At 72.4% G+C, this 17,055-nt stretch carries 29 protein-coding genes and 1 pseudogene; 8 read left to right on the top strand and 22 right to left on the bottom strand.

What is annotated here, in order from left to right; translation table 11 throughout:
- Positions 1-151 precede the first annotated feature (151 nt).
- The 20 genes from WME76_RS02235 to WME76_RS02140 form a co-directional block, all read right to left on the bottom strand.
- Positions 152-367 (bottom strand): hypothetical protein, encoded by a 216-nt coding sequence (locus WME76_RS02235; protein WP_437958581.1) that lies wholly within the window; start codon positions 365-367, stop codon positions 152-154.
- On the bottom strand, positions 367-720 hold the full coding sequence (locus WME76_RS02230; protein ID WP_437958580.1) for a hypothetical protein: 354 nt from the start codon (positions 718-720) through the stop codon (positions 367-369). The genes WME76_RS02235 and WME76_RS02230 overlap by 1 nt, the downstream gene beginning before the upstream one ends.
- The gene (locus WME76_RS02225; RefSeq protein ID WP_437958579.1) at positions 710-1,264 is read right to left on the bottom strand and encodes a hypothetical protein; all 555 of its coding nucleotides are present in this window, start codon (positions 1,262-1,264) and stop codon (positions 710-712) included. Before WME76_RS02225 ends, WME76_RS02230 begins: the two co-directional genes overlap by 11 nt.
- On the bottom strand, positions 1,261-2,583 hold the full coding sequence (locus tag WME76_RS02220) for an N-acetylmuramoyl-L-alanine amidase (protein WP_437958578.1): 1,323 nt from the start codon (positions 2,581-2,583) through the stop codon (positions 1,261-1,263). The genes WME76_RS02225 and WME76_RS02220 overlap by 4 nt, the downstream gene beginning before the upstream one ends.
- The gene (locus WME76_RS02215; RefSeq protein ID WP_437958577.1) at positions 2,580-2,879 is read right to left on the bottom strand and encodes a hypothetical protein; all 300 of its coding nucleotides are present in this window, start codon (positions 2,877-2,879) and stop codon (positions 2,580-2,582) included. Before WME76_RS02215 ends, WME76_RS02220 begins: the two co-directional genes overlap by 4 nt.
- Positions 2,880-2,962: 83 nt before the next feature.
- Positions 2,963-3,277, bottom strand: a complete 315-nt coding sequence (locus WME76_RS02210; protein WP_437958576.1) for a hypothetical protein — start codon at positions 3,275-3,277, stop codon at positions 2,963-2,965.
- A gap of 29 nt (positions 3,278-3,306) precedes the next feature.
- Positions 3,307-3,495 carry a sigma factor-like helix-turn-helix DNA-binding protein gene (locus WME76_RS02205; protein ID WP_437958575.1) on the bottom strand — a complete coding sequence of 63 codons (189 nt, stop codon included), beginning with the start codon at positions 3,493-3,495 and terminating at the stop codon, positions 3,307-3,309.
- Between the two features lie 65 nt (positions 3,496-3,560).
- Positions 3,561-3,842, bottom strand: a complete 282-nt coding sequence (locus WME76_RS02200; protein ID WP_437958574.1) for a hypothetical protein — start codon at positions 3,840-3,842, stop codon at positions 3,561-3,563.
- A 13-nt stretch (positions 3,843-3,855) separates the two neighbouring features.
- A complete protein-coding gene (locus tag WME76_RS02195; protein WP_437958573.1) occupies positions 3,856-4,833 on the bottom strand; it encodes a tyrosine-type recombinase/integrase in 978 nt (325 codons plus the stop codon).
- Between the two features lie 156 nt (positions 4,834-4,989).
- Entirely contained in the window at positions 4,990-5,370 is a 381-nt protein-coding gene (locus WME76_RS02190) for a hypothetical protein (RefSeq protein ID WP_437958572.1), read from the bottom strand.
- A 237-nt stretch (positions 5,371-5,607) separates the two neighbouring features.
- Positions 5,608-6,126, bottom strand: a complete 519-nt coding sequence (locus WME76_RS02185) for a sigma-70 family RNA polymerase sigma factor (RefSeq protein ID WP_437958571.1) — start codon at positions 6,124-6,126, stop codon at positions 5,608-5,610.
- Between the two features lie 148 nt (positions 6,127-6,274).
- On the bottom strand, positions 6,275-6,670 hold the full coding sequence (locus WME76_RS02180; protein ID WP_437958570.1) for a hypothetical protein: 396 nt from the start codon (positions 6,668-6,670) through the stop codon (positions 6,275-6,277).
- Entirely contained in the window at positions 6,667-8,268 is a 1,602-nt protein-coding gene (locus WME76_RS02175) for a hypothetical protein (protein ID WP_437958569.1), read from the bottom strand. The genes WME76_RS02180 and WME76_RS02175 overlap by 4 nt, the downstream gene beginning before the upstream one ends.
- Positions 8,268-8,522 carry a hypothetical protein gene (locus WME76_RS02170; RefSeq protein WP_437958568.1) on the bottom strand — a complete coding sequence of 85 codons (255 nt, stop codon included), beginning with the start codon at positions 8,520-8,522 and terminating at the stop codon, positions 8,268-8,270. Before WME76_RS02170 ends, WME76_RS02175 begins: the two co-directional genes overlap by 1 nt.
- Entirely contained in the window at positions 8,519-8,836 is a 318-nt protein-coding gene (locus WME76_RS02165) for a helix-turn-helix domain-containing protein (RefSeq protein ID WP_437958567.1), read from the bottom strand. Before WME76_RS02165 ends, WME76_RS02170 begins: the two co-directional genes overlap by 4 nt.
- A complete protein-coding gene (locus WME76_RS02160; protein WP_437958566.1) occupies positions 8,833-9,180 on the bottom strand; it encodes a hypothetical protein in 348 nt (115 codons plus the stop codon). Before WME76_RS02160 ends, WME76_RS02165 begins: the two co-directional genes overlap by 4 nt.
- Complete coding sequence (locus tag WME76_RS02155) at positions 9,170-9,481, bottom strand: hypothetical protein (protein WP_437958565.1); 312 nt, start codon at positions 9,479-9,481, stop codon at positions 9,170-9,172. The genes WME76_RS02160 and WME76_RS02155 overlap by 11 nt, the downstream gene beginning before the upstream one ends.
- The gene (locus WME76_RS02150) at positions 9,478-11,571 is read right to left on the bottom strand and encodes a ParB/RepB/Spo0J family partition protein (RefSeq protein ID WP_437958564.1); all 2,094 of its coding nucleotides are present in this window, start codon (positions 11,569-11,571) and stop codon (positions 9,478-9,480) included. The genes WME76_RS02155 and WME76_RS02150 overlap by 4 nt, the downstream gene beginning before the upstream one ends.
- Positions 11,561-12,040 carry a hypothetical protein gene (locus tag WME76_RS02145; protein WP_437958563.1) on the bottom strand — a complete coding sequence of 160 codons (480 nt, stop codon included), beginning with the start codon at positions 12,038-12,040 and terminating at the stop codon, positions 11,561-11,563. Before WME76_RS02145 ends, WME76_RS02150 begins: the two co-directional genes overlap by 11 nt.
- Positions 12,041-12,144: 104 nt before the next feature.
- A complete protein-coding gene (locus WME76_RS02140; RefSeq protein WP_437958562.1) occupies positions 12,145-12,660 on the bottom strand; it encodes a hypothetical protein in 516 nt (171 codons plus the stop codon).
- Between the two features lie 367 nt (positions 12,661-13,027).
- On the opposite strand from WME76_RS02140, the gene WME76_RS02135 reads away from it, so the two are divergent.
- Both WME76_RS02135 and WME76_RS02130 read left to right on the top strand, forming a co-directional pair.
- A complete protein-coding gene (locus WME76_RS02135; protein ID WP_437958561.1) occupies positions 13,028-13,549 on the top strand; it encodes a helix-turn-helix domain-containing protein in 522 nt (173 codons plus the stop codon).
- A gap of 272 nt (positions 13,550-13,821) precedes the next feature.
- Positions 13,822-14,175, top strand: coding sequence for a hypothetical protein (locus WME76_RS02130; protein WP_437958560.1), 354 nt, complete (start codon positions 13,822-13,824; stop codon positions 14,173-14,175).
- Positions 14,176-14,183: 8 nt separating this feature from the next.
- Here WME76_RS02130 and WME76_RS02125 read toward each other — a convergent pair whose 3' ends face one another.
- Positions 14,184-14,576 (bottom strand): type II toxin-antitoxin system death-on-curing family toxin, encoded by a 393-nt coding sequence (locus tag WME76_RS02125; RefSeq protein WP_437958559.1) that lies wholly within the window; start codon positions 14,574-14,576, stop codon positions 14,184-14,186.
- The gene (locus WME76_RS02120; RefSeq protein WP_437958558.1) at positions 14,573-15,052 is read right to left on the bottom strand and encodes a hypothetical protein; all 480 of its coding nucleotides are present in this window, start codon (positions 15,050-15,052) and stop codon (positions 14,573-14,575) included. The genes WME76_RS02125 and WME76_RS02120 overlap by 4 nt, the downstream gene beginning before the upstream one ends.
- On the opposite strand from WME76_RS02120, the gene WME76_RS02115 reads away from it, so the two are divergent.
- The 6 genes and pseudogenes from WME76_RS02115 to WME76_RS02090 form a co-directional block, all read left to right on the top strand.
- The gene (locus WME76_RS02115; RefSeq protein WP_437958557.1) at positions 15,026-15,517 is read left to right on the top strand and encodes a hypothetical protein; all 492 of its coding nucleotides are present in this window, start codon (positions 15,026-15,028) and stop codon (positions 15,515-15,517) included. The two genes, WME76_RS02120 and WME76_RS02115, sit on opposite strands and share 27 nt — an antisense overlap.
- A complete protein-coding gene (locus tag WME76_RS02110) occupies positions 15,514-15,795 on the top strand; it encodes a hypothetical protein (RefSeq protein ID WP_437958556.1) in 282 nt (93 codons plus the stop codon). Before WME76_RS02115 ends, WME76_RS02110 begins: the two co-directional genes overlap by 4 nt.
- Before the next feature lie 185 nt (positions 15,796-15,980).
- Positions 15,981-16,361 carry a hypothetical protein gene (locus WME76_RS02105; RefSeq protein ID WP_437958555.1) on the top strand — a complete coding sequence of 127 codons (381 nt, stop codon included), beginning with the start codon at positions 15,981-15,983 and terminating at the stop codon, positions 16,359-16,361.
- Positions 16,358-16,651, top strand: a complete 294-nt coding sequence (locus WME76_RS02100) for a hypothetical protein (protein WP_437958554.1) — start codon at positions 16,358-16,360, stop codon at positions 16,649-16,651. Before WME76_RS02105 ends, WME76_RS02100 begins: the two co-directional genes overlap by 4 nt.
- 11 nt (positions 16,652-16,662) lie before the next feature.
- The gene (locus tag WME76_RS02095; protein ID WP_437958553.1) at positions 16,663-16,893 is read left to right on the top strand and encodes a hypothetical protein; all 231 of its coding nucleotides are present in this window, start codon (positions 16,663-16,665) and stop codon (positions 16,891-16,893) included.
- Positions 16,818-17,033, top strand: a pseudogene (locus WME76_RS02090) (helix-turn-helix domain-containing protein); the annotation flags it as partial. The gene WME76_RS02095 and the pseudogene WME76_RS02090, both read left to right, overlap by 76 nt.
- Between the last annotated feature and the right edge of the window lie 22 nt (positions 17,034-17,055).

The following is a 17,055-nucleotide window of genomic DNA, read 5'->3' as shown; positions in this document are numbered from 1 at the left end:
CCTCGCGAGCGTGGCTGCGGTGCCGCTGGAGCGCGAGCCGAGACACGCGGTGCAGCGACGCGAGGGCGAGGATCGCCTCGTCGGGGTCCGCCCGGCGCCCCCTCTATTACTGTTGCAGCGGAATTCATGAGCTCTCCTGCCGGGTGGCGGCTCACCACTGGCACTTATGAGAAGGTGAGTTCTCGAAAGCGTGAGTCGACGTCGCGAGCGGCTCGCGAGGGACGGAGACGTGACCGCGCACGATGCGCGGCTCGGGCCGCGCCGGATCGGGCTGGTCGAGCCGCACGGTGATGGGCCAGAGGGAGATGTCGGCCTTGCCCATGGCCTCGCGGAAGCGGCGCAGGAAGGCGCGCAGGGGCGACGACATCAGTCGTGCTCGTGCAGCACGAGGTCCTCGCGCGGCGCGTGCATGAGCTTGTGGGCCTCGTCGTAGGCCAGGAAGCACACCCGCTCGAGCGTTAGCCCCGCCTGGCGCGCGAGACCCAGAGCTTGCCGCTGGAGGTGCGGGAGCCTCCAGCCCCCCCTGCGCCCTGCCACGACGTGCACGCGGCGGCCCTCGCTCGCCGCCGCGAGGGCCTCGCAGAGCATTCGCGTCGTCCGCCCAGTGCCGCGCCACGGTTTGACGCCTGGGAAGCGCTGCGCCATCGCCGCGCTGGCCGCGCGCGCGTAGTCGTCGAACGGGATCAGGCCGGCCGCGATGCGGACCTCGTCAGGCGTCATCTCGGGTGACCTCGGGCTGCTCTACGCCGATCAGCCTCTCGTGCGGCCGCGGCTCCTCCTGGAGGTCCGCCTCGGCGATGCCCAGACGGGTTGCGATCAGCTCCGCTGCGTCTTTCATGCCGCTCCCCTCCAACGCTCGCTCGTAGTCGTGCGTCCAACCGGAAGAGATCCACTCCCCGTTTCGCCACGCTTCGCGCAGGGCGGCGAGCACCTTAGAGCGCGCCACCGTGACCGGCGCGCAGGCGATCGCGGTGCACTCGAGGATGTCCTGCCCACGCCGCACTGCGATCACGGTCTCGTCGGCGGTGAGGGCGAGGTCCACGCCGTGCAGGGTGCGCCCCTCCACCCACGCGGTTTCGGAGCGCTGCTCGGATGCCTCGAGGTCGTCAACGCAGACGCGCGGCTCCTCCGGCAGCGCGTCCAGTTCGCCCGGCTCGGTCGGCCTCTGAATGAGCTTGACGTCGTAACCCGCGCGCGGGCTGAAGACTGCGTCGACCATCCAGTCCGCGATCCTCTCGAGGATGCTGCGTTCCCGCGGGATCATCGGTCGAGCTCCTCGAGGTCGACCTCCACCTCGCCCTCGTCGAGGCCCGCCTCGGGCCCGAGCTTGCGAGCCGCCGCGGCCACGAGCTCGAGGAACCGCGTCCAGGGGAAGCTCGGCCCCGGGTCCCAGTGGTCGCTCTTCCGAAACGCTCGGCTCGCGTCGACGTGCCCGCTGATGCCCCGCGCGCCGGCGGCGAGGTCCTCTGGGTAGAGCCGGGCGATCGGGATCTGGTGCCGGCGGCAGATGTCCGCGGTGAGCTCGGCCGCGCGCTCGAGCAGCCCGCCGGCGAGCCACTCCGAGTGCGTCTGCCGCGCGTAGCCGCACATCTCGATCTGGATGCCGTCGTGGTTCGCACCCGGCGCGGCCCAGGCGACGTCGCCCTCGGCGACGCACGCGATCACCTCGTCGTCGTCGACGATGTAGTGGGCGGAGGCCTTCGGCGCGGCGGAGCCGCCGAACCACCGCGCCACAGCGCGCGCAGCCCCCCGCGCGCGCTTGCCCTCGGTCGTGTGCAGGACGACCACGTCGGCGACGGCGCGAGACGCCGGGGTGTAGTTCCTCGCCGGGATCCACGTCTGCGGAGGGGCCGGTGCGGCGGGCCGCGGCGCCGGCGGCGCCGGCGGTGGACCGGCGAGCAGGACGCCGGGCTGCCTTGCGTCGAGCGGCTGGCCGTCCCAGGTGAGCAGCCGCGCGAGCGCCGCGTCGCGCAGCACGTCGGCGAGGTCCATCTCGCGGCCGTCGAGGCGACACCGCCGGCGCGGGCACTGCCAGGCCTGCGAGTAGTCGGTGTGGTCCAGGTTGTGAGCGAGGCCGAGGCTCTGCCACGGGCGACCGTCAGAGCGCATCCAACCGTAGTTCGCGGCGCGCGTCTTGGTGGTGCCGGGCGCCAGCACCCAGTGCTTCCATGCGCCCTGTGAGACCAGTCCGCTGCGCCCGCCCACCACCGCGTCGACGTCGCGAGAGCGCGCGATCATCACCGCGGTGGTCGCCATGGTCGCGTCCGGCTTCCTCGGCCCGACGTAGACGGGCACGGCGGCCTGCACGTGCGCGTGAGCGACGATGCGCGGCGTCGGCAGCACGCAGCCGAGCAGGTCGGCGATCTGCTGCGCGGTGCGCGCCGTGACGTTGACCCGGACCCCCTCGAGCTTCAGGGCGTCCTCGGGCAGCTCGACCTCCAGGACGTGCAGGTCATCGAAGCTCGGGACGCGGATCGTCGTCCAGCGGATCGGGTCGTGGCGCCCGCGCCGCACCTCCTCGAGGATGGCGGCCTCGCGCGCGGCGCCGGCGGCGGCCGGCAGCCAGGACAGCGGCGCGGTCATCGGCCGAGCTCCTCTCGGTCGGCGAGCTCGTCGAGGTCGCCGTCCACTGCGCCGTCGACGACCTCGACGGCAGCGCGGAACGCCTCGCGCACCATGCGCACGCACGCGCGCCGCTGCTCGTCCCGCGGCGCCTCCTCCACGCACAGGCGCTGCGCGCCCGGGTAGGCGACGACCATCGCGGCCCCGACCGCCTCGGCGGAGGGGATGGGCACCGGAGCGCCGAGGCCGGGCAGGCTCGCGCACGCGGAGCAGAGCAGCGCGACGCCGAGCAGCACGATGGCGTACGTGAACCGCATCAGCGCCGCCACACCGCGTACACGAGCGCGCCGTAGCCACCGAGGGTCAGCAGCGCGGGCACCAGGGCCTCGAGCATCGTGCCTCACGAGCGCCACTCCGCGCCGATGACACGGGGGTCCACGAGCTCGGCGAAGCCGCGGAGTACGCGGCCGCAGACCGCGCGCAAGCGCGAAGGCCTCGGCGCCAAGGCGCGCTCGACCTCTCGCTTCGTGACGCGCTCCGCCTCGGTGAGGATCGCGAGCGCGAGGTCCTGCATCGCGGCCTTGTGCCGCTGATGGGGCCCGTCGCCAGGCTCGCCGTCGAACGGCTTCTGGGTGTAGTTGTTTTCGGCGTCGTAGCCCGTGGTGCGCTCGGTCCACTCGGTGAGCGCCTGATCCAGGTTCGTCAGAAACAGCACGATCTACCTCTCTCCGGCGTGCCGCCGGCCTACTGCCAACCCGTTCGCGCTCGCGCGAGGGCCTCGGCCTCGACGCGGCGCACCTCGCCGACGCTCACGCCAAGCAGCTCGGCGACTTCCTCCGCGCTCGCTCCCCCGAGGTCCGCGACGTCGAGCGCGCAGCTCGTCGCGAGCTCCGGCTCGCCGAGCTCGGGCCCGAGATGGTGACGGCACCGCACGTGCGGGCATGGCCGAGGGCCGTCGATGCAGTCGCCACGCGTCAGGGGGAGCCGCCGCGGCGAGTTCATTTCGTGATGAGCGCCAGCGAGCGATAGGAGATGGTCCGCTGGAACCGGAAGAGGTCGAGACCCAGGTGGGTCTTCACCTTGGCGTTATCGAGCCGCACCTGGCTCACCTTGGTGAGCGCGATGCGACCGTCGTAGTCCTCGGCGTCCGGGTGCTCGTCGAAGTACGCCATCAGCACCGGCTCCGCCGCCTCCATCACAGCGTCTGCTCTCTTCGACTGGAGCTTCGCCTCGGCCCAGGCGTCCGCCGCTTCCTTCACGCTCTCGAACTTGATCTCCATGCGTCCCTCTGGCTCAGTCGAGCCGCAGCAAATCGGCCGCTCTGCGCTGCACGTCCTCGCCGCGGCGGTCGTACTTCTGGGTGGTGGTGACCTGCGCGTGCCCCGCCATGCGCTGGACCGTGATCGGGTCTGCCCCGCGATCGAGGAGCTCGGTGATGAAGGTCCGGCGCATGTTGTGCGGGGTGAGGCCCTCGACGCCGGCGGCGACGGCGAGCCGCTTCAAGATGTCGAACACCGCCTGGTCCGTGAGCCGTCGGGCCTGCACGCGGTCGAGCCGATCGACCGGCAGGAAAAGCGCCGGGGCGTCGACGTGCGACCGCGCCGCCAGCCAGGCGTCGAGCGCGCCGGCAGCACCACCGACGAACGCCTTGCGCTCCTTGCCGCCCTTGCCCCTCACCTTCAACTCGCCCGCGGCGTAGTCCTCGCAGTCGAGCGCCACGGCCTCGGCGCGGCGCAGCCCGCACCCGTAGAGCAGCGAGACCAGCGCGGCGTTTCGCGCCCCGGCGCGCGTGCGCCGGTCGCAGACCTCGAGCAGCGCGAGGACCTCCGCCCTGCTCAGCGCCCGCCCCGACGGCAGGCGCTCGCCGCGCGCGGCCTTCAGGTCGCACGCGGCCACGCAGTCCTCCGCGGACATCAACCCAAGCCGGCGGGCCTCGCGAAGGACGCCGCGGAGCGCCGCGAGCATCCGGTTCACCGTCGCCGGCGCGTAGCGCGCCGCGACGAGCGCCGCCCGCACCGCCTGCGTGTGCTGGTAGCGCAGCAGGTGCCAAGGCACCGTGTCGGCGTCGAGCTCGCGCTCGCTGCCCGCGCCGAGCTCGGCCGCAATGGCGTCGAGCGCGCCGCGCATTGCACGGCGACCCTTCTCGGTCGTCAGCGAAGCGAGGTAGACGAGGTGCGGCTGCCGATCACGCCGGAGCTGCTCGACGGGCGCGAGCGCGCCGGCGTCGACCGGAACGAGGGCGTCCGAGCTCGCGAGGTCATCGTGCTGCACGCTCGCGAAGATGCGCGCTCACCCGCCGTGCTGACGAGGTGCATCTTGGTACACGCAGGGCGATAAATTTCCCTGCGCTGGCGGGGCTTTTTGTGGGGGCACTACACTTGAGTGCACGACGTAGACGCCGCTGCTCGATCGGCGTCCGCCGGTGGGCTACGCCGCGCGCCCGCGGCCAGCGCGCGCGCGCTGCGTGACGCGTCCGCGCGCACGCTCCGCGAGCCGCTCGAGGTCGAAGGCGCGCGCGGGGCGGACCTGTCGCGCAAGCCAGTCGCGCATGATCACCTCGTACGTGAATGGCTCGTCCCACGCGTTGTAGAACACGAGCAACGGATCGAGGTTCCTCCGGCTCGCCTTGAACACCATGCGCCATTGCGACGGCTCGAGGCCCGCTTGCGTCGTCATGGCCTTCCAGCCGATCAGCTTTCGCTGGCGCGTCTCGGCCGGGTCGGCCGTATCGACGCCCCGCCACACGGGCTGCCCCATTGCATCGAGGCTCGCGATCGCCTCGACCACCGGCCCTTGGGGCCCGACCACGACCCGCAGACCAGCATCGCAATCGACCCATTCGACGCGGGGTTGTCGCCCCGCAGGCTCTCCGGACAGGTGTGAGGTGACAGGAAGGGAGAGTGCAGGGTGAGACTCAGTCACGATCGTGAGAGTGTACCGCCCATTACGACGAAACGTCAGGATTTCCCCTGACCTGTGACGCAGAAAGTCCCCTGTGCGATCGTGTGGTGCAGGGTAGTACGCGATGACGACCGAATTCCGCCGTCATGGCGTTACGCGGCGCACCACGCTGGGTCGGTGTCCGTCCGTGCTCCCACTCCGCCTATGGCACGACCGCGCCTCGGCGAACCGCTCGCGCGCCTGGTGTCGCGCGAGGGCCGCGGCCCCCGCCGAGCGCGCTGCGCGTAGCCGGGCCCACGCGGTGCTGGGATGCACGCCCGTGATGTCGCCGATCTCCTCGACGGAGTGCCCCTCCGCCATCAGCACGAGCACGAGCTGCTGTGCGCCGGCGAGCTCGCCGAGCGCGGCGAGCTCAGCTCGGCGCTCGAGCGACAGGTCAGGGCCCACAGCAGGCTCGACCAGGTCGTCGGGGCGCACCGCGACGCCGCGGCGAGCGGACCTCCGGCGGTGATAGCGCGCCTGCCGCCTTGCGATGCCGCGGAGCCAGCGCGCGAGCGCCGCGCCGATGCTTCCGCCGGCCGGAAGGAACTGCCCCGCCTGGAGCGCGCGCCAAGCGCCGAGCAGCACCTCTTGGGCGACGTCGTCGACGTCGGCCGACGCCACGCCAGCATGCCTCAGCGCCGCTCGGATCAGCGCGCGCTCCCGCCACACGGCTTCAAAGTCCACGTCCATGTCCCCCCCTTGAAGGAGCCGGGCGGAGCAGACAGCCCCCCAACTCCAGCAGCTCGACGCGCCCCTTCGCGTCACGCGCTCAGCGATGCGCCCCGTTCACGATCTCCATCGCGCGCCGCACGGCATCCTGCGCGGCCTGGCAGCGCGCGCACCTGCCGCACGAGCACCCCTCGTCCAGCCGCGCGCAGCGCGCAGCAACGTCGCCGGCGACCTCGTCCCGCCAGGCCGGACCGTTCTGCGCGCCGGCGGCGAAGACGGTTCGGGACACCATGTTCACGCGCTCGAGCATCAGGATCGCGAGCGCGTTCGCGAGGGCGAGCCCTCCGGCGAGATCGGGGTCGATGAGCTTCGCCGCTTCCGGCTCCCAGAAGGCGTCGTCCTCGCCGAGCGCGGCGCACGCCCGTCGCGCGGCCAGAAAGGCCGCTTCCACCTTCGCTGCGAGGTCCTTGAGCGCGGCCTCCGTGTCGTGCTTCATGCGGCCGATACCTCGGCGTCCTCCACGTCCCCAGCACCGTCGACGTCCTCGGCGTCGTCCCCTCCGCTTCCCAGCCGCGCGAGCAGGTGTCGCAGCTCCGGCGGCGGCGGGATCTCGCCCGAGCGACGCGCCGGCGGTACCTCGCCCGCGCGCGGGCCGACGTGGTGCTCCTCCGCGCGCGTCTTCGCGAGGCGTTGCTCGCGGTCCATCCGCTCGTGCCACGGCGTCCGGTAGCGCTGCAGGTGGCCGTGGATCAGGTCGAGGCGGTGCCGGCGCTGCGCGTGCTCGTCCTCGCGCAGGAACCGTTTCACCCAGAACCTGACCAGCTCCAGCCACGGTTCCGGCTCGGGTCCAGCGGGCGGCGCCCCTTCGGCCATGCGCCGCGCCTTGACCGCCAGGCGACCGGCCGTCGCGCGATCCGCACCATCAGGGTCCTCGCAGTAGGCGCCATACCGCCGCGACCAGACCTCGGCGTAGATCTCCAGCACCTGCGCCGCCTCGGCCGGCGAGGCCTCGGGCTGCTCCGGCGCCGCCGGGCCCGGGCGGCCCAGGGGCCCCGCGGTAACGCAGCCGACGAGGAAGGCCTTGAGCTGCCGCGGCGGCCGCTGGTCGGCGGCCTGCTTGGCCGCCCCCTCGCGGATGGCCCTCAGCGCCCGCTCGAGCGTCTGCTGGCCGCCGTCGACCATCTCGCCCAGCACCGCGGCGAATGCCGGCTCCGCCACCTCGCGCAGCGCGGGCCGGGCCTGGAGCTCGGCCAGGATGGCCTGCGTCGTCGGACTGGCCGCCGGCGCATCGCCGTCTCCCTCCTCCCCTCCTGGGTCCTCGACCCCTCCCTCTCGTGCGCGCGCGCGCACGCGTTGCGCTCTCGAGTGATCCTTTTCCTGATCTTGGTCCTGATCCTGATCCTGATCCTGATCTTGGTTGGGCGTACCGTTGCGCCAACCGTTCACGAACCCGTCCGGCAGCGCGAGCGGCACGCCGTCGAACGCTCGGACGAACGCCTCGCGGTAGCTCTCAGGGCAGCCCATCAGGTGGGCCACGATGGGGGCTAAGCCATCGAATTTTAAGGCACATTCCGGCAGCTCGTCCCAGTAGCCGCGGAACGAGATCACGGTGTTCGGGTTGGCGGGGGGGTTGTGCCGCACCGCCTTCGGCAGGAAGACGACCTGGGCCTCCCAGTCGGCGGTGGCCATGCCGCTCCGCGCGAGCTCCGAGAACGCTGCGTCGAACCGTTCCAGCGTCCACCGGAACTTCTCGGCGATGTGCGCGCGCCCCGCCGCGACCAGTCCGGGAAGGGTTGTCACCTCCGGTCCGGTCAGCAGGTACAACCACAGCAGCTTGCCGTCGTCGCCGAGCGCCCGGAACCGTTCGTCCCCCCAGAGGGAGACCCAGATGATGCGGAAGCGGCCCTTGTTGCCCCGGCGCCGGCCGTGCCCCGACCCGCGCCGCTTGCGCGAGACGCTGGCGCGGAGCGGGCGCCCACCGGCGGCGCCGGCGTCGTGCCCGTCACGCTTCTTGGTGCCCGCCGCCCGCTCGCCGCTCGAACCGCGCCCGCCCGGGCGACGCGCGTCCGGCGCGCCCGCTGTCTCTTCGCTCATCAGACCCTTCTCCGTGCCCACGTGTGCCCTTTCCACCGACGCACTTCCGCCCGCCCCTCCGTGCTGAGGAGGGCGAGCGCGGGCCCGGCGCGCCGCCAGGGCAGGCGCGCGCCCTGAACGGCGAGGCTCTCGAGGATCCAGGTCCCGTTGGCCGGGAGCTCGGCCAGCATCCGCTCGACGTCGGAGACGCGGCCGGCGGAGCGCGCCAGCGCAGGCCCAGCACCTTCAGGCGTGCGCTGGGCGCCGGTCGTCATGCCGCCACGTCCTCCGAACGGCGCTGCACGGGGCAGCCCTCGCGCGAGCTCGGCGCGGCCGGCACCGGCTTGCGGAGCGCGGCGAGCACCGAGGTGTGGTCGCGGCCGCAGAGGCGCCCGATCTCGACCGACGACATGTTGTAGCGGGCCGCCAGGATGCCCCACAGCCGGCAGCGTGCGGCGTGTAGCGCCCGTCCTCGCTCCTGGCTGAGCAGGTCGATCGCCTTGACGCCATGATCCCGGGCGACCGCCCGCACGAGCGGCATCAGCCCGCGTTGGCGCAGCTCGCGCACGAGATGGTGCTCGGTCCTCATCGTGCGCCTCCCCGCCGCAGCTCAGCGCGACGCGCGCTCGACCACTCGAGCTGGACGCAGCCATAGAGCGCGGCGCGCTCGAAGAGCTTCGCGGCCTCCACAGCGTCGAAGAGCCCGGCGCGCGCAGCCAGCTCAGGGCTCAGCTCTCGCGCCCAGACCGCGAAGGCCTCGGCGGCATGCCAGACGCACCGCGGGCTGTCCTCGATGACGTCGGCCCAGCGAGCGAGCAGCTCTCCCTCGAACGAGCCCACCGGCACCCGGGCGACGAGCCGCTCGAGAAGGTAGCGGCCCGTCTCGCGCTGCTCGCGCTCGACGCCGAGCACCACGGCGTACCTAGCCAGCATCGCTCACCTCCCCCGTGACCTCACGAGCCGCCCGCCGAAGGAGCTCGAGCTCGCGGACCACTTCACGGACCGGCGTGCCCGCGCACTCCGCCGAGAGCTCCATCAGCACGTGCGCGACCACCGCGAGCTGTTCGTCCGAGAAGTCGAAGCGCAGGTACTCCAGCGCGCGCTTCGCGGCGACGACGCAGCGGAGCTGCTGGTCGGTGATCGCGTGGAGCTGATCCTCGTCGACCTGGTGGCCGGCGAGCAGCTTCGCGACGAGCTCGCACTCGCGCACCGTCTGGCGTATGCCCGCGTTCATGTCGCCTCCGCGTGGGTCAGCGCGCCCCTGCTGCGGCCCTTCGCGGGCCCCGTGAACAGGCGCCGCTGCACGAGGTCGAGCTTCCCGTCGCGCGCCCGCACCAGCCGTCGCGTGATCAGGTCGTCGCTTGCAGCGTGAACCCGCTGCGCAAACGGCTGTTCCTCCGCCTCGAGTCCAGCCCGGAGGTCCTCACGGGTCATGGGCCGTTCGCCGAGCACCTCGAGAATGCGCTCCTGGAGCGCAGCGCATGAGGAGCATCGCGTCTCATCGACCCACGAGCACCCGCCGTCGCACGCCGCGTCGTCGGTGCAGCCGCACACAACGCAGGCACGCGCGTCGGCGGCGGCCTTCGCCGGCGGCGTCGGCGGAGCCGCGGCGGCGGCCGAGCGCGCAGAGCCCCGCGGCCCCTTCTTGCGCCCTGTGGGCTTCTCGGTGCGCGCCTCCTTCGCCGCCGCCTCGCGCGCCTTTCGCAGCGCGGTCGTGTGGATCTTCTTCAGGTCGACCCCGTAGAACCGGGCGGCGATGTCGAGCGAGCAACCCTCGCAGTCGTGCGCGAAGTCCCTGCCGCTCACGAGCAGCTCGATCACGAGGCCTCGCGCCTCGGGCTCCTTGGCCGACGCCACGTAGCGGAGAAGCGCCTCGACCTCCCCCTCGTCGTCGCGCTGGTCGATCTTGCGGCGCTGGATCACGTCCTCGAGGCCGAGCTGCCACGTGTCGAGGACCTCGAGGAGCAGCGCGACCAGGAACCGCCAGAACGAGAGCGAGGGCTTCGTCTCGGCTGCCTTCGCCGCGATCGCGGCGAGAGAGTTCTCGTAGGCGCTCTCCTGGGCCGCGCGGGCGATGCGCGCCTCCTCGGTCGCGCGCCCGGCGTTCGGCGCGACGCGCGGCTCCGGCGCCGGACTCGGCAGCTTCCCGGTGCCGGCGAGCGCCTGCACGGCGGCCTCGCGCGGCACGAGCTCGTGGACGCGCCCGCCCGGGTCGCGCACGAGCAGCGCCGGCCCGGCCTGGCGGCCGAGGACCTCGCGCCAGGTCGGCGCGCGCGAGGGCTCCTCGTCCACCAACCCGTCGTCGCCGTCTTCGCGGTCGTCGCCGGCGGACACCGGAGCGGGCGCGACCATGTAGCAGGGGTGGTCGAGCTCGACGAAGTCCTGCGCGGCCTTCCCGCTCATGCCCCCGTGGCCCCCGTGCGGAAACAGCTTGGCCGCCTCCTGGCCGTCGACGACGCGGACACCCCGAGCGGTAGCGGCTGCGGCCTCGCGCTCCCAGTGCGCGCGCTTCTTCGCCTCGAAGCAGTCCCGGTCCGAGCACCGATCCTCCTCCTCGCCCGCGTCGGCGTAGAGCAGCATCTGCGCGCCGGACCGCTTCGGGCAGCGGCTGCATGGCCCCGCGTCGGGCACGAGCCGCGCGTCCTCCCGATCGAACTGGGCGTCCGCGAGCCGCAGCATGTACTCGTGCTCGACCATCCGCGTCACCAGCGCGGGGCTCATCTCGCTGGCGATCACGCGACGCGACGCCGCTTCGCGGTCGTCGGGGTGCTGGATGCGGGCGAGCGCCTCCGCGCTGCGCAGGGGGAGCGAGCCATCATCGAGCGCGCGCTGCGCGCACTCGGGCAGGGCGAGGAGCTTCAGCCGCCGCAGCACGCGGGCCTCGGGCTTGTGCACCATGCGCGCCACCTCGTGCGTCGCGCGCCCGAAGCGCTGCTGGAGCAGCCGGTACGAGCGGGCCTCGTCGAGCGGCGAGACGTCCTCGCGCTGGCCGTTCTCGATGTCCTGGAGGACGACGATCTCCTCGGTCGTCAGATCGTCCCGGAGCTCGGCGGGCACCGTGGCCAGCCCGGCGAGCTTGGAGCCGTTCCAGCGCCTCTCGCCGAAGATGATCTCGTAGGTGTCATCGTCGACCGAACGCCGGATCCACAGGGGCTCGATCACGCCGTGCTCGCGGATGCTGTCCACGAGATCGGCGCCGTCGCGGCTCCTCGTGCGGGGCTGGGTGGGAGACGGGACGAGGCGCTCGACGGGCACCTCGAAGATGATCCTGCTGGACTTCAGCAGGAGGGGTTCGCGGGGCGGATCGCTCGTGCTATTTGTCATGACCGCTGCCTTTCGGTGGAAGGGTGGCGATGGGCTCGGCGGGCGTGAGGGCGCCCCCGGGCCCGCTCTCTGTCGGCAAATGGCCCTCGGCCCCGCGCGGCCCGCGCGCAGGACCCGCCGGCTCAAGGGCCTGCCGGCTCTCCCCCTCGTTCCCGCGGGTCGCAGGCGCACACTCGCCAGCAGTTTCCCCGGGTGAAGCTGTCGCGGCGGCCTCGAGCTCGCGATAGAAGACGCCGCAGAGCTCGCGCTCCTTGCGCATGCTCAGCTCGCAGAGCTCGTCCAGGAGGTCCATCGCGGACCAGGCCGCGGGGTCGCCCTGGGCGAACGCGGTGCCTTGGCGGCCGATGAAGGCCTCGATCGTGTCCGCGAGCGCGCGCTTGCGCTCGTACAGGCGAACACCGGCGTCGACGAGCTCGAGGGCCCACGGCGCCCCGGCGTCGGCGCGGTTGCGCAGTTCGACGGCTGTCATCCTCGCCGCGTTGGTCTCGATCACCAACCATCGGTGGATCGCTCGCAGCACAAAGAGCGTTTGCGAGTTCCAGGGCTTCCGGCGGGCCGGCGGCTTCGCGCTGCTCATCGCCCCGTGCCCCTGGTCGGGGCCTTCGCGCGGCGCGGGGCCTGCCGGCTCTTTCCCTCGTTCCCGCGGGGCGAAGGAACACGCTCGCCTGTGGCTGCCCCGGGTGAACCCGTCGCAGCGGCGGCGAGCTCGCGGCGGTACAAGCCGCGGCGAGCTCGCAACTTCGCCCGCCCCACGACCTCAAGAGCGCGATTGAGGGTGAGCATCTCCCGGAGGTCCACCGGTGGGTCCTCCGCGGCCTGCGGCGCGAGGAGCGCGTCCAGCGTCTGCTGCTGGGCACGCGCGTACTCGTAGAGCGCCTCGAGGGCCTCACGGTCCCGCTTGGCCCACTCCTTCCCGGTCCTCTCGACCTCGCACAGCTCGTCGAGCGCGTCGCGTAGGTCATTGGCCTCGTTCGCCAGCCAGCGGCGAACGATGCGCAGCACGGCGAGCGTCTGCGGGGCCCAGCTCACCGGCGGCCGGCGGGGCTTCGTGGTGGCGCCGGCGCTGCGCATAGACGTCGCGCGGCTCATCGAGCCGATCTCCGATTGGCCGCGGGTTCGGATCGCGGCCGCCTCGAACGAGCGCCGGCGCTACTACTCCGCTCCTTGGGCCGTGCCGTGACGCTCCGCCACTTGTGCCACGCAACCTCGCCCCCGGTGGCCTGCTCGATGTCCCAGGCAAAGTCGACCGAGGTCCTGCGTCTCTCGCCGTTGAGCGCGCGCTGCACGGCGATGCGGTCGAGGTCGTGAAGCTCGCAAAACTTCGGGACGCTGATGTCGCGCCGCGTGAGGTACGCCCGAAGCTCTCGGGCACCATCGGTCGGACGGTGAACAGGCACGCCTCGACGCTAAGGTATAACTTTGAACGTGTCAACTTGTACGAGCAGGGTCGGGAATTGTGCTACAGTCCGGTCCCGGTACCGTCGCCCGCGTGACGCTCGCGGATCGACTCAAGGCTCTGCGGAAGGCCATGCAGCTCACGCAGGAGCAGCTAGCGGAGAGGTCTGGCCTCAGGCGCACCGAGCTTCCGCGCCTGGAGGGGGGCAGCAACAAGGGGAGCTCGTTGGCGATACGCCAGGCCCTGGCGGACGGCTTCGGTCTGACTCTCGACCAAATCAACGCCTACCTGGACGGGCTCGCCTCCTTGCAAGAGACCGTAGACCTCATCAAACAGGGCGGCGCCAGCCCCGGATCACCGATGAGTCCGTTCGAGATCGCCGTTGCGTACTTGGGCGACGCCGTGTCGCCCGAGGCGGTGGCACGCGTCCGCGCCTGGGCGCGAGCTCAGCCGACAGCCCTCCCGCCGCGCGCCTACGGCGACAAGCTGATCGAGGTGCAGCGCGAGCTCCTCGAGCGACTGTCCCAGCTCCCGCCAGCCACGCCCACGGGCACGCACGTGCGCAAGAAGAGGAGTAGCTGAGACCCTCCGATATTGTACGTACAAGTTGACACGTACAAAAACGAACCGTACCATGGGTCGTCATGGACGTTGCTCCGGACGACCGACCCACCGACCCCGCGCCGGCGAGCTACCAAGAGGGCCAGGAGCGCTGCTCCGCATGCGCCGGGACAGGGATGTGCGCCGCGGGATGCGGCGGCTGGGCCCGCCTTCAGGGTGGCGCGGATTGCGGATGCGACGCGGGAGACTGCGCCGCGTGCGGGGGTTCGGGTTGGCTCTCGTCTGACGGCGTGATGTTCCCGAGGCGCGCCTCGGCGGAGCGCCCGACGTCGGACCACTGCCACCGGTTGGCCGAGCGGATGCTCGCGGAAGCGAGGGCCGCCGAGGAAGACCTGAAGCGCGAGCTCGACGCCGCGGTGGCCGAGCGCCGACGTCTCGAGCAGTGTGTCGTGGACTTCCGCGCCGTGCGGGATGCCGTGCCCCCGCCGGCGCCGTGCGAGGGGTGCGCGGGCTCGGGACGATGCGCCGCCTGCGCGGGCAGCGGCGCCGATGCGACGGGAGCGATCTGCGGCTGCCTCGCAGGTCGATGCCGACTGTGCGGCGGCACCGGCGCGCGCGCGGCCGCGGCCGCGACGGAGGCGCCGTGAGAGTGCGCCTACTGCTCCAAGGCGAGCTCACGGAGGAGCGCCGCGATGCCGTCCTTCGTCACGCTGCGATCGGCCAAGCCCAGCATCGCGCCGATGAGCTTGCGCTCGGGGTCGCGGACGTGGACCCCGTTGCGCCAGAGGAACATCAGCGCGGCGTGCAGCCCCGCGCGCTTGTTGCCGTCGACGAAGGGCTGGTTCTCCGCGATGTGGAAGGCGTAGGCGGCCGCCATGTCGACGAGCGTGGGGTGCAGCCATTCGCCGTCGAAGCTCGCCTGGGGCATCGCGACCGCCGAGCGCAGGAGGCCCATATCGCGAACGCCGTCCCGTCCACCGAAGCGGCGAAGCAGGTCTCGGTGCAGCAGCAGCACCTCGGTGAGCAGCAGGAACCGAGGCTCCGTCACTGGGCGAGCGCCCGGTACGTCGGCTCGTGCTCCTCCATGATGCGGTTCGAGGCCCGGATGAGTTCTACGCGGTCCTCGAGGACCGCGACCGCTTCGCGGTACCACGCGACGACGCGCTCCTCGAGCTGCTCGAACGCCGCCGCGCGGTGCGGGGCGAGCGCCTGGACCGCACGACGCCTGGCGCTGCCGACCGGCCCCGTCAGCCAGTCGATCGTGGTGCGGTACCGCTGGATCTCTTCCAGCGCTTCCTGCTCGTCCCAGTTGAGCAGCGTCAAGGTGTCGATGTCGATGTTCGCGATGGTCATCAGCGCCGCCATCGTGTCGTCCAAGGCGGCCTCGGCCTGCACGCGGCGAGATCCTTCAACAAGGTCCGCCAGCACCCGACGGGCGGCCGGTGTCACCGATTCGGCAGCGCTCATGCTCGTGAGCGTACCACGCGCGGAGGCGCCGTGATTGCGCCGCGCGTCTGCGTGCACGCGATGGACGTCGAGCGCGGCGGCCGGACGACGCGCATTGCCGTGCTGCGGCTGCCGCGCGGCGAGCTGCGGTGTCTCGACTGCGACGCGTGCGCCCCGTGGGAGGGCGAGCTCTCGCCGGCGGAGCTCGCGCTGGCGATGGCGGGGATCGAACGCGAGCTGGAGGAGGACCGGATGCGAAGCGTGATGGGGTCGCGGCTGCTGAGCCGCATTCTGGACGATCTGGACGAGCACTGCGCGGAGCTGCTCCCGGTGCACACCGAGGAGCTGCGCGAGCGGCTGGGGGTCAGCGCCGAGGAGCTCGGCGCGGCGCTCGACGAGCTCGAGCGCACCAAGTGGATCACCCGGGCCCGCGTGGCGCCGAGCCTCATCTGGCTCGTCGAGGAGCGGCCGGCGGCCGCCCCGGAGTGCGAGGAGCCGACGCAGCGGATCGAGCGCCGGGCGCTCGCGGGAGCGACGTCGTGAACCAGAGCGAGAGGGACTGGGGTGCGGACCTCGCGGCGGGCGTCACCTTGTTCGCGATCGAGTTCCTGGCGGCCAGGGGCGTCACGCGATGCGAGGGCGCCGGCATGCTGGCCGCGAAGTCGATCCTCATCGCCGGGGTGGAGCTCGCCCTTCAGTGCGGCGTGCCGAAGGGGCGGTTGTTCACCGAGGCGCTGCCGATGCTCGCCCGGCTCACGAACACGAAACTGGTGACGTCGCCGATCCCGGTCGAGTCCGGGTCGCCGAAGAAGCCCGCGTAGCGGCGGCGGGAGGCCAGGGTGTCGGGGGTGCTCGCTGTGCTCGTCGCGTACGAGCTGGTCAGGTGGCTGATCCGGCGGTGGGTGGGACCGCCAAACGCACGGCTGCGCGCGCAAGCGCGCGTGTTTCGGTTGCGCGGTGCGCGGAAGTCTGCGCGCCGCAGGGGTCGAGGCGAACGGAGGTCGTCATGCTGGAACGCGTCGTTTTGGTGTTTTCCGCGCTGGTGATCGCGGGGTGGCTCGCCCGGGCTGCGTGGCGGTGGGTGCGCCCGCTGCGCGAGGGGCTGAGCGTTGCGCCATCAGGGCACCACGGGGTCTACTACGTGGACGATCCGGTGCCGCTGCGCGTGCGCGGAGTGGCCTGCAAGGAGCTCGGCGGCGGCCTGTACGTCGTGGAGTTCCCGGTGTCGGGCCGCCTGATCTTCTCGGGGCCGGAGCGGCGGGAGTTCCTGACGGAGGCGGACGGCGCGACCTTCGTCGCGGTGCCGCGGTCGCCGGACCCCGACAAGCCCTGGCGGCTGGTGGGGCCGGTGTCGGCGCGACCCGCGGGCGGGAGGGTCTGGTCATGATGCTCGAGGTGATCCCGGGTGTCCCGATGCTGCGCGTGTCGGTGTACGTCGATGGCGTCGGGTACAGCGCGGGCATGAATTGCGACGGCGACCTGGAGCTCGCGCGCCGCGGCGATGTCGTCGACACCGGCCGATTTGATGGGCGTCGCATCGTCGACGTCACCGGCGAGAGCTCGTTGCCGCCGCGGGCGTTCGAGAAGCTCGAGGAGGCGCTTCAGGGCGCGGCGTCGCTGGTGCAGTGGCTCGCGTCGCCGGCGGCGCCGGCGACGGCGCCGGGGCTCGTCCCGTGAGCCGGGGGGCGATGTCGCCGCCGTGCGGTAGCCCCGGCCCGCGCGGGCTGCGCTGCCAGCGCCCCACGGGGCATGCCGGCAGGCATCACGCGGTCGCGAACGGGCCGGCCGAGCCGTGCGACATGTGCGAGGCCGACGCGGGCGAGGACTGCCGAGAGCCTGCGGCGTGCGAGCGCGCGCGCAACGCCGTGGCCACGGTGCTGCCGCTCATGCTCCCGCTCTGGAGCGAGGAGATCCAGTGAGCGCCACGCCGAAGATCCTGACGCCGGCGCAGGCGGCGGAGATCCTCCAGATCGCGCCCAAGACGGTGACGCAGCTCTGCGCGCAGGGCCGCATGCCAGGGGCCAGCAAGGTCGGGAGGCACTGGCGGATCCCCGAGTGGGGTATCGTCGCGCTCTTCCCGG

This window comes from Sorangium sp. So ce119 (assembly GCF_051524405.1).
Lineage (GTDB): Bacteria > Myxococcota_A > Polyangia > Polyangiales > Polyangiaceae > Sorangium > Sorangium cellulosum_G.
Note: the sequence above shows the minus strand (reverse complement) of the source record. Positions and strands in the feature narration are given on the sequence as shown.

Excerpts from the sequence above, each read along its gene's own strand:
- WME76_RS02235 (WP_437958581.1), bottom strand. The coding sequence starts at position 367 with ATGTCGTCGCCCCTGCGCGCCTTCCTGCGCCGCTTCCGCGAGGCCATG.
- WME76_RS02160 (WP_437958566.1), bottom strand. The coding sequence starts at position 9,180 with ATGCTGGCTAGGTACGCCGTGGTGCTCGGCGTCGAGCGCGAGCAGCGC.
- WME76_RS02150 (WP_437958564.1), bottom strand. The coding sequence starts at position 11,571 with ATGACAAATAGCACGAGCGATCCGCCCCGCGAACCCCTCCTGCTGAAG.
- WME76_RS02180 (WP_437958570.1), bottom strand. The coding sequence starts at position 6,670 with ATGAAGCACGACACGGAGGCCGCGCTCAAGGACCTCGCAGCGAAGGTG.
- WME76_RS02230 (WP_437958580.1), bottom strand. The coding sequence starts at position 720 with ATGACGCCTGACGAGGTCCGCATCGCGGCCGGCCTGATCCCGTTCGAC.
- WME76_RS02145 (WP_437958563.1), bottom strand. The coding sequence starts at position 12,040 with ATGACAGCCGTCGAACTGCGCAACCGCGCCGACGCCGGGGCGCCGTGG.
- WME76_RS02165 (WP_437958567.1), bottom strand. The coding sequence starts at position 8,836 with ATGAGGACCGAGCACCATCTCGTGCGCGAGCTGCGCCAACGCGGGCTG.
- WME76_RS02170 (WP_437958568.1), bottom strand. The coding sequence starts at position 8,522 with ATGACGACCGGCGCCCAGCGCACGCCTGAAGGTGCTGGGCCTGCGCTG.
- WME76_RS02130 (WP_437958560.1), top strand. The coding sequence starts at position 13,822 with ATGTTCCCGAGGCGCGCCTCGGCGGAGCGCCCGACGTCGGACCACTGC.
- WME76_RS02225 (WP_437958579.1), bottom strand. The coding sequence starts at position 1,264 with ATGATCCCGCGGGAACGCAGCATCCTCGAGAGGATCGCGGACTGGATG.
- WME76_RS02100 (WP_437958554.1), top strand. The coding sequence starts at position 16,358 with ATGATGCTCGAGGTGATCCCGGGTGTCCCGATGCTGCGCGTGTCGGTG.
- WME76_RS02220 (WP_437958578.1), bottom strand. The coding sequence starts at position 2,583 with ATGACCGCGCCGCTGTCCTGGCTGCCGGCCGCCGCCGGCGCCGCGCGC.
- WME76_RS02200 (WP_437958574.1), bottom strand. The coding sequence starts at position 3,842 with ATGGAGATCAAGTTCGAGAGCGTGAAGGAAGCGGCGGACGCCTGGGCC.
- WME76_RS02105 (WP_437958555.1), top strand. The coding sequence starts at position 15,981 with ATGCTGGAACGCGTCGTTTTGGTGTTTTCCGCGCTGGTGATCGCGGGG.
- WME76_RS02155 (WP_437958565.1), bottom strand. The coding sequence starts at position 9,481 with ATGAACGCGGGCATACGCCAGACGGTGCGCGAGTGCGAGCTCGTCGCG.
- WME76_RS02140 (WP_437958562.1), bottom strand. The coding sequence starts at position 12,660 with ATGAGCCGCGCGACGTCTATGCGCAGCGCCGGCGCCACCACGAAGCCC.
- WME76_RS02215 (WP_437958577.1), bottom strand. The coding sequence starts at position 2,879 with ATGCGGTTCACGTACGCCATCGTGCTGCTCGGCGTCGCGCTGCTCTGC.
- WME76_RS02095 (WP_437958553.1), top strand. The coding sequence starts at position 16,663 with ATGTCGCCGCCGTGCGGTAGCCCCGGCCCGCGCGGGCTGCGCTGCCAG.
- WME76_RS02175 (WP_437958569.1), bottom strand. The coding sequence starts at position 8,268 with ATGAGCGAAGAGACAGCGGGCGCGCCGGACGCGCGTCGCCCGGGCGGG.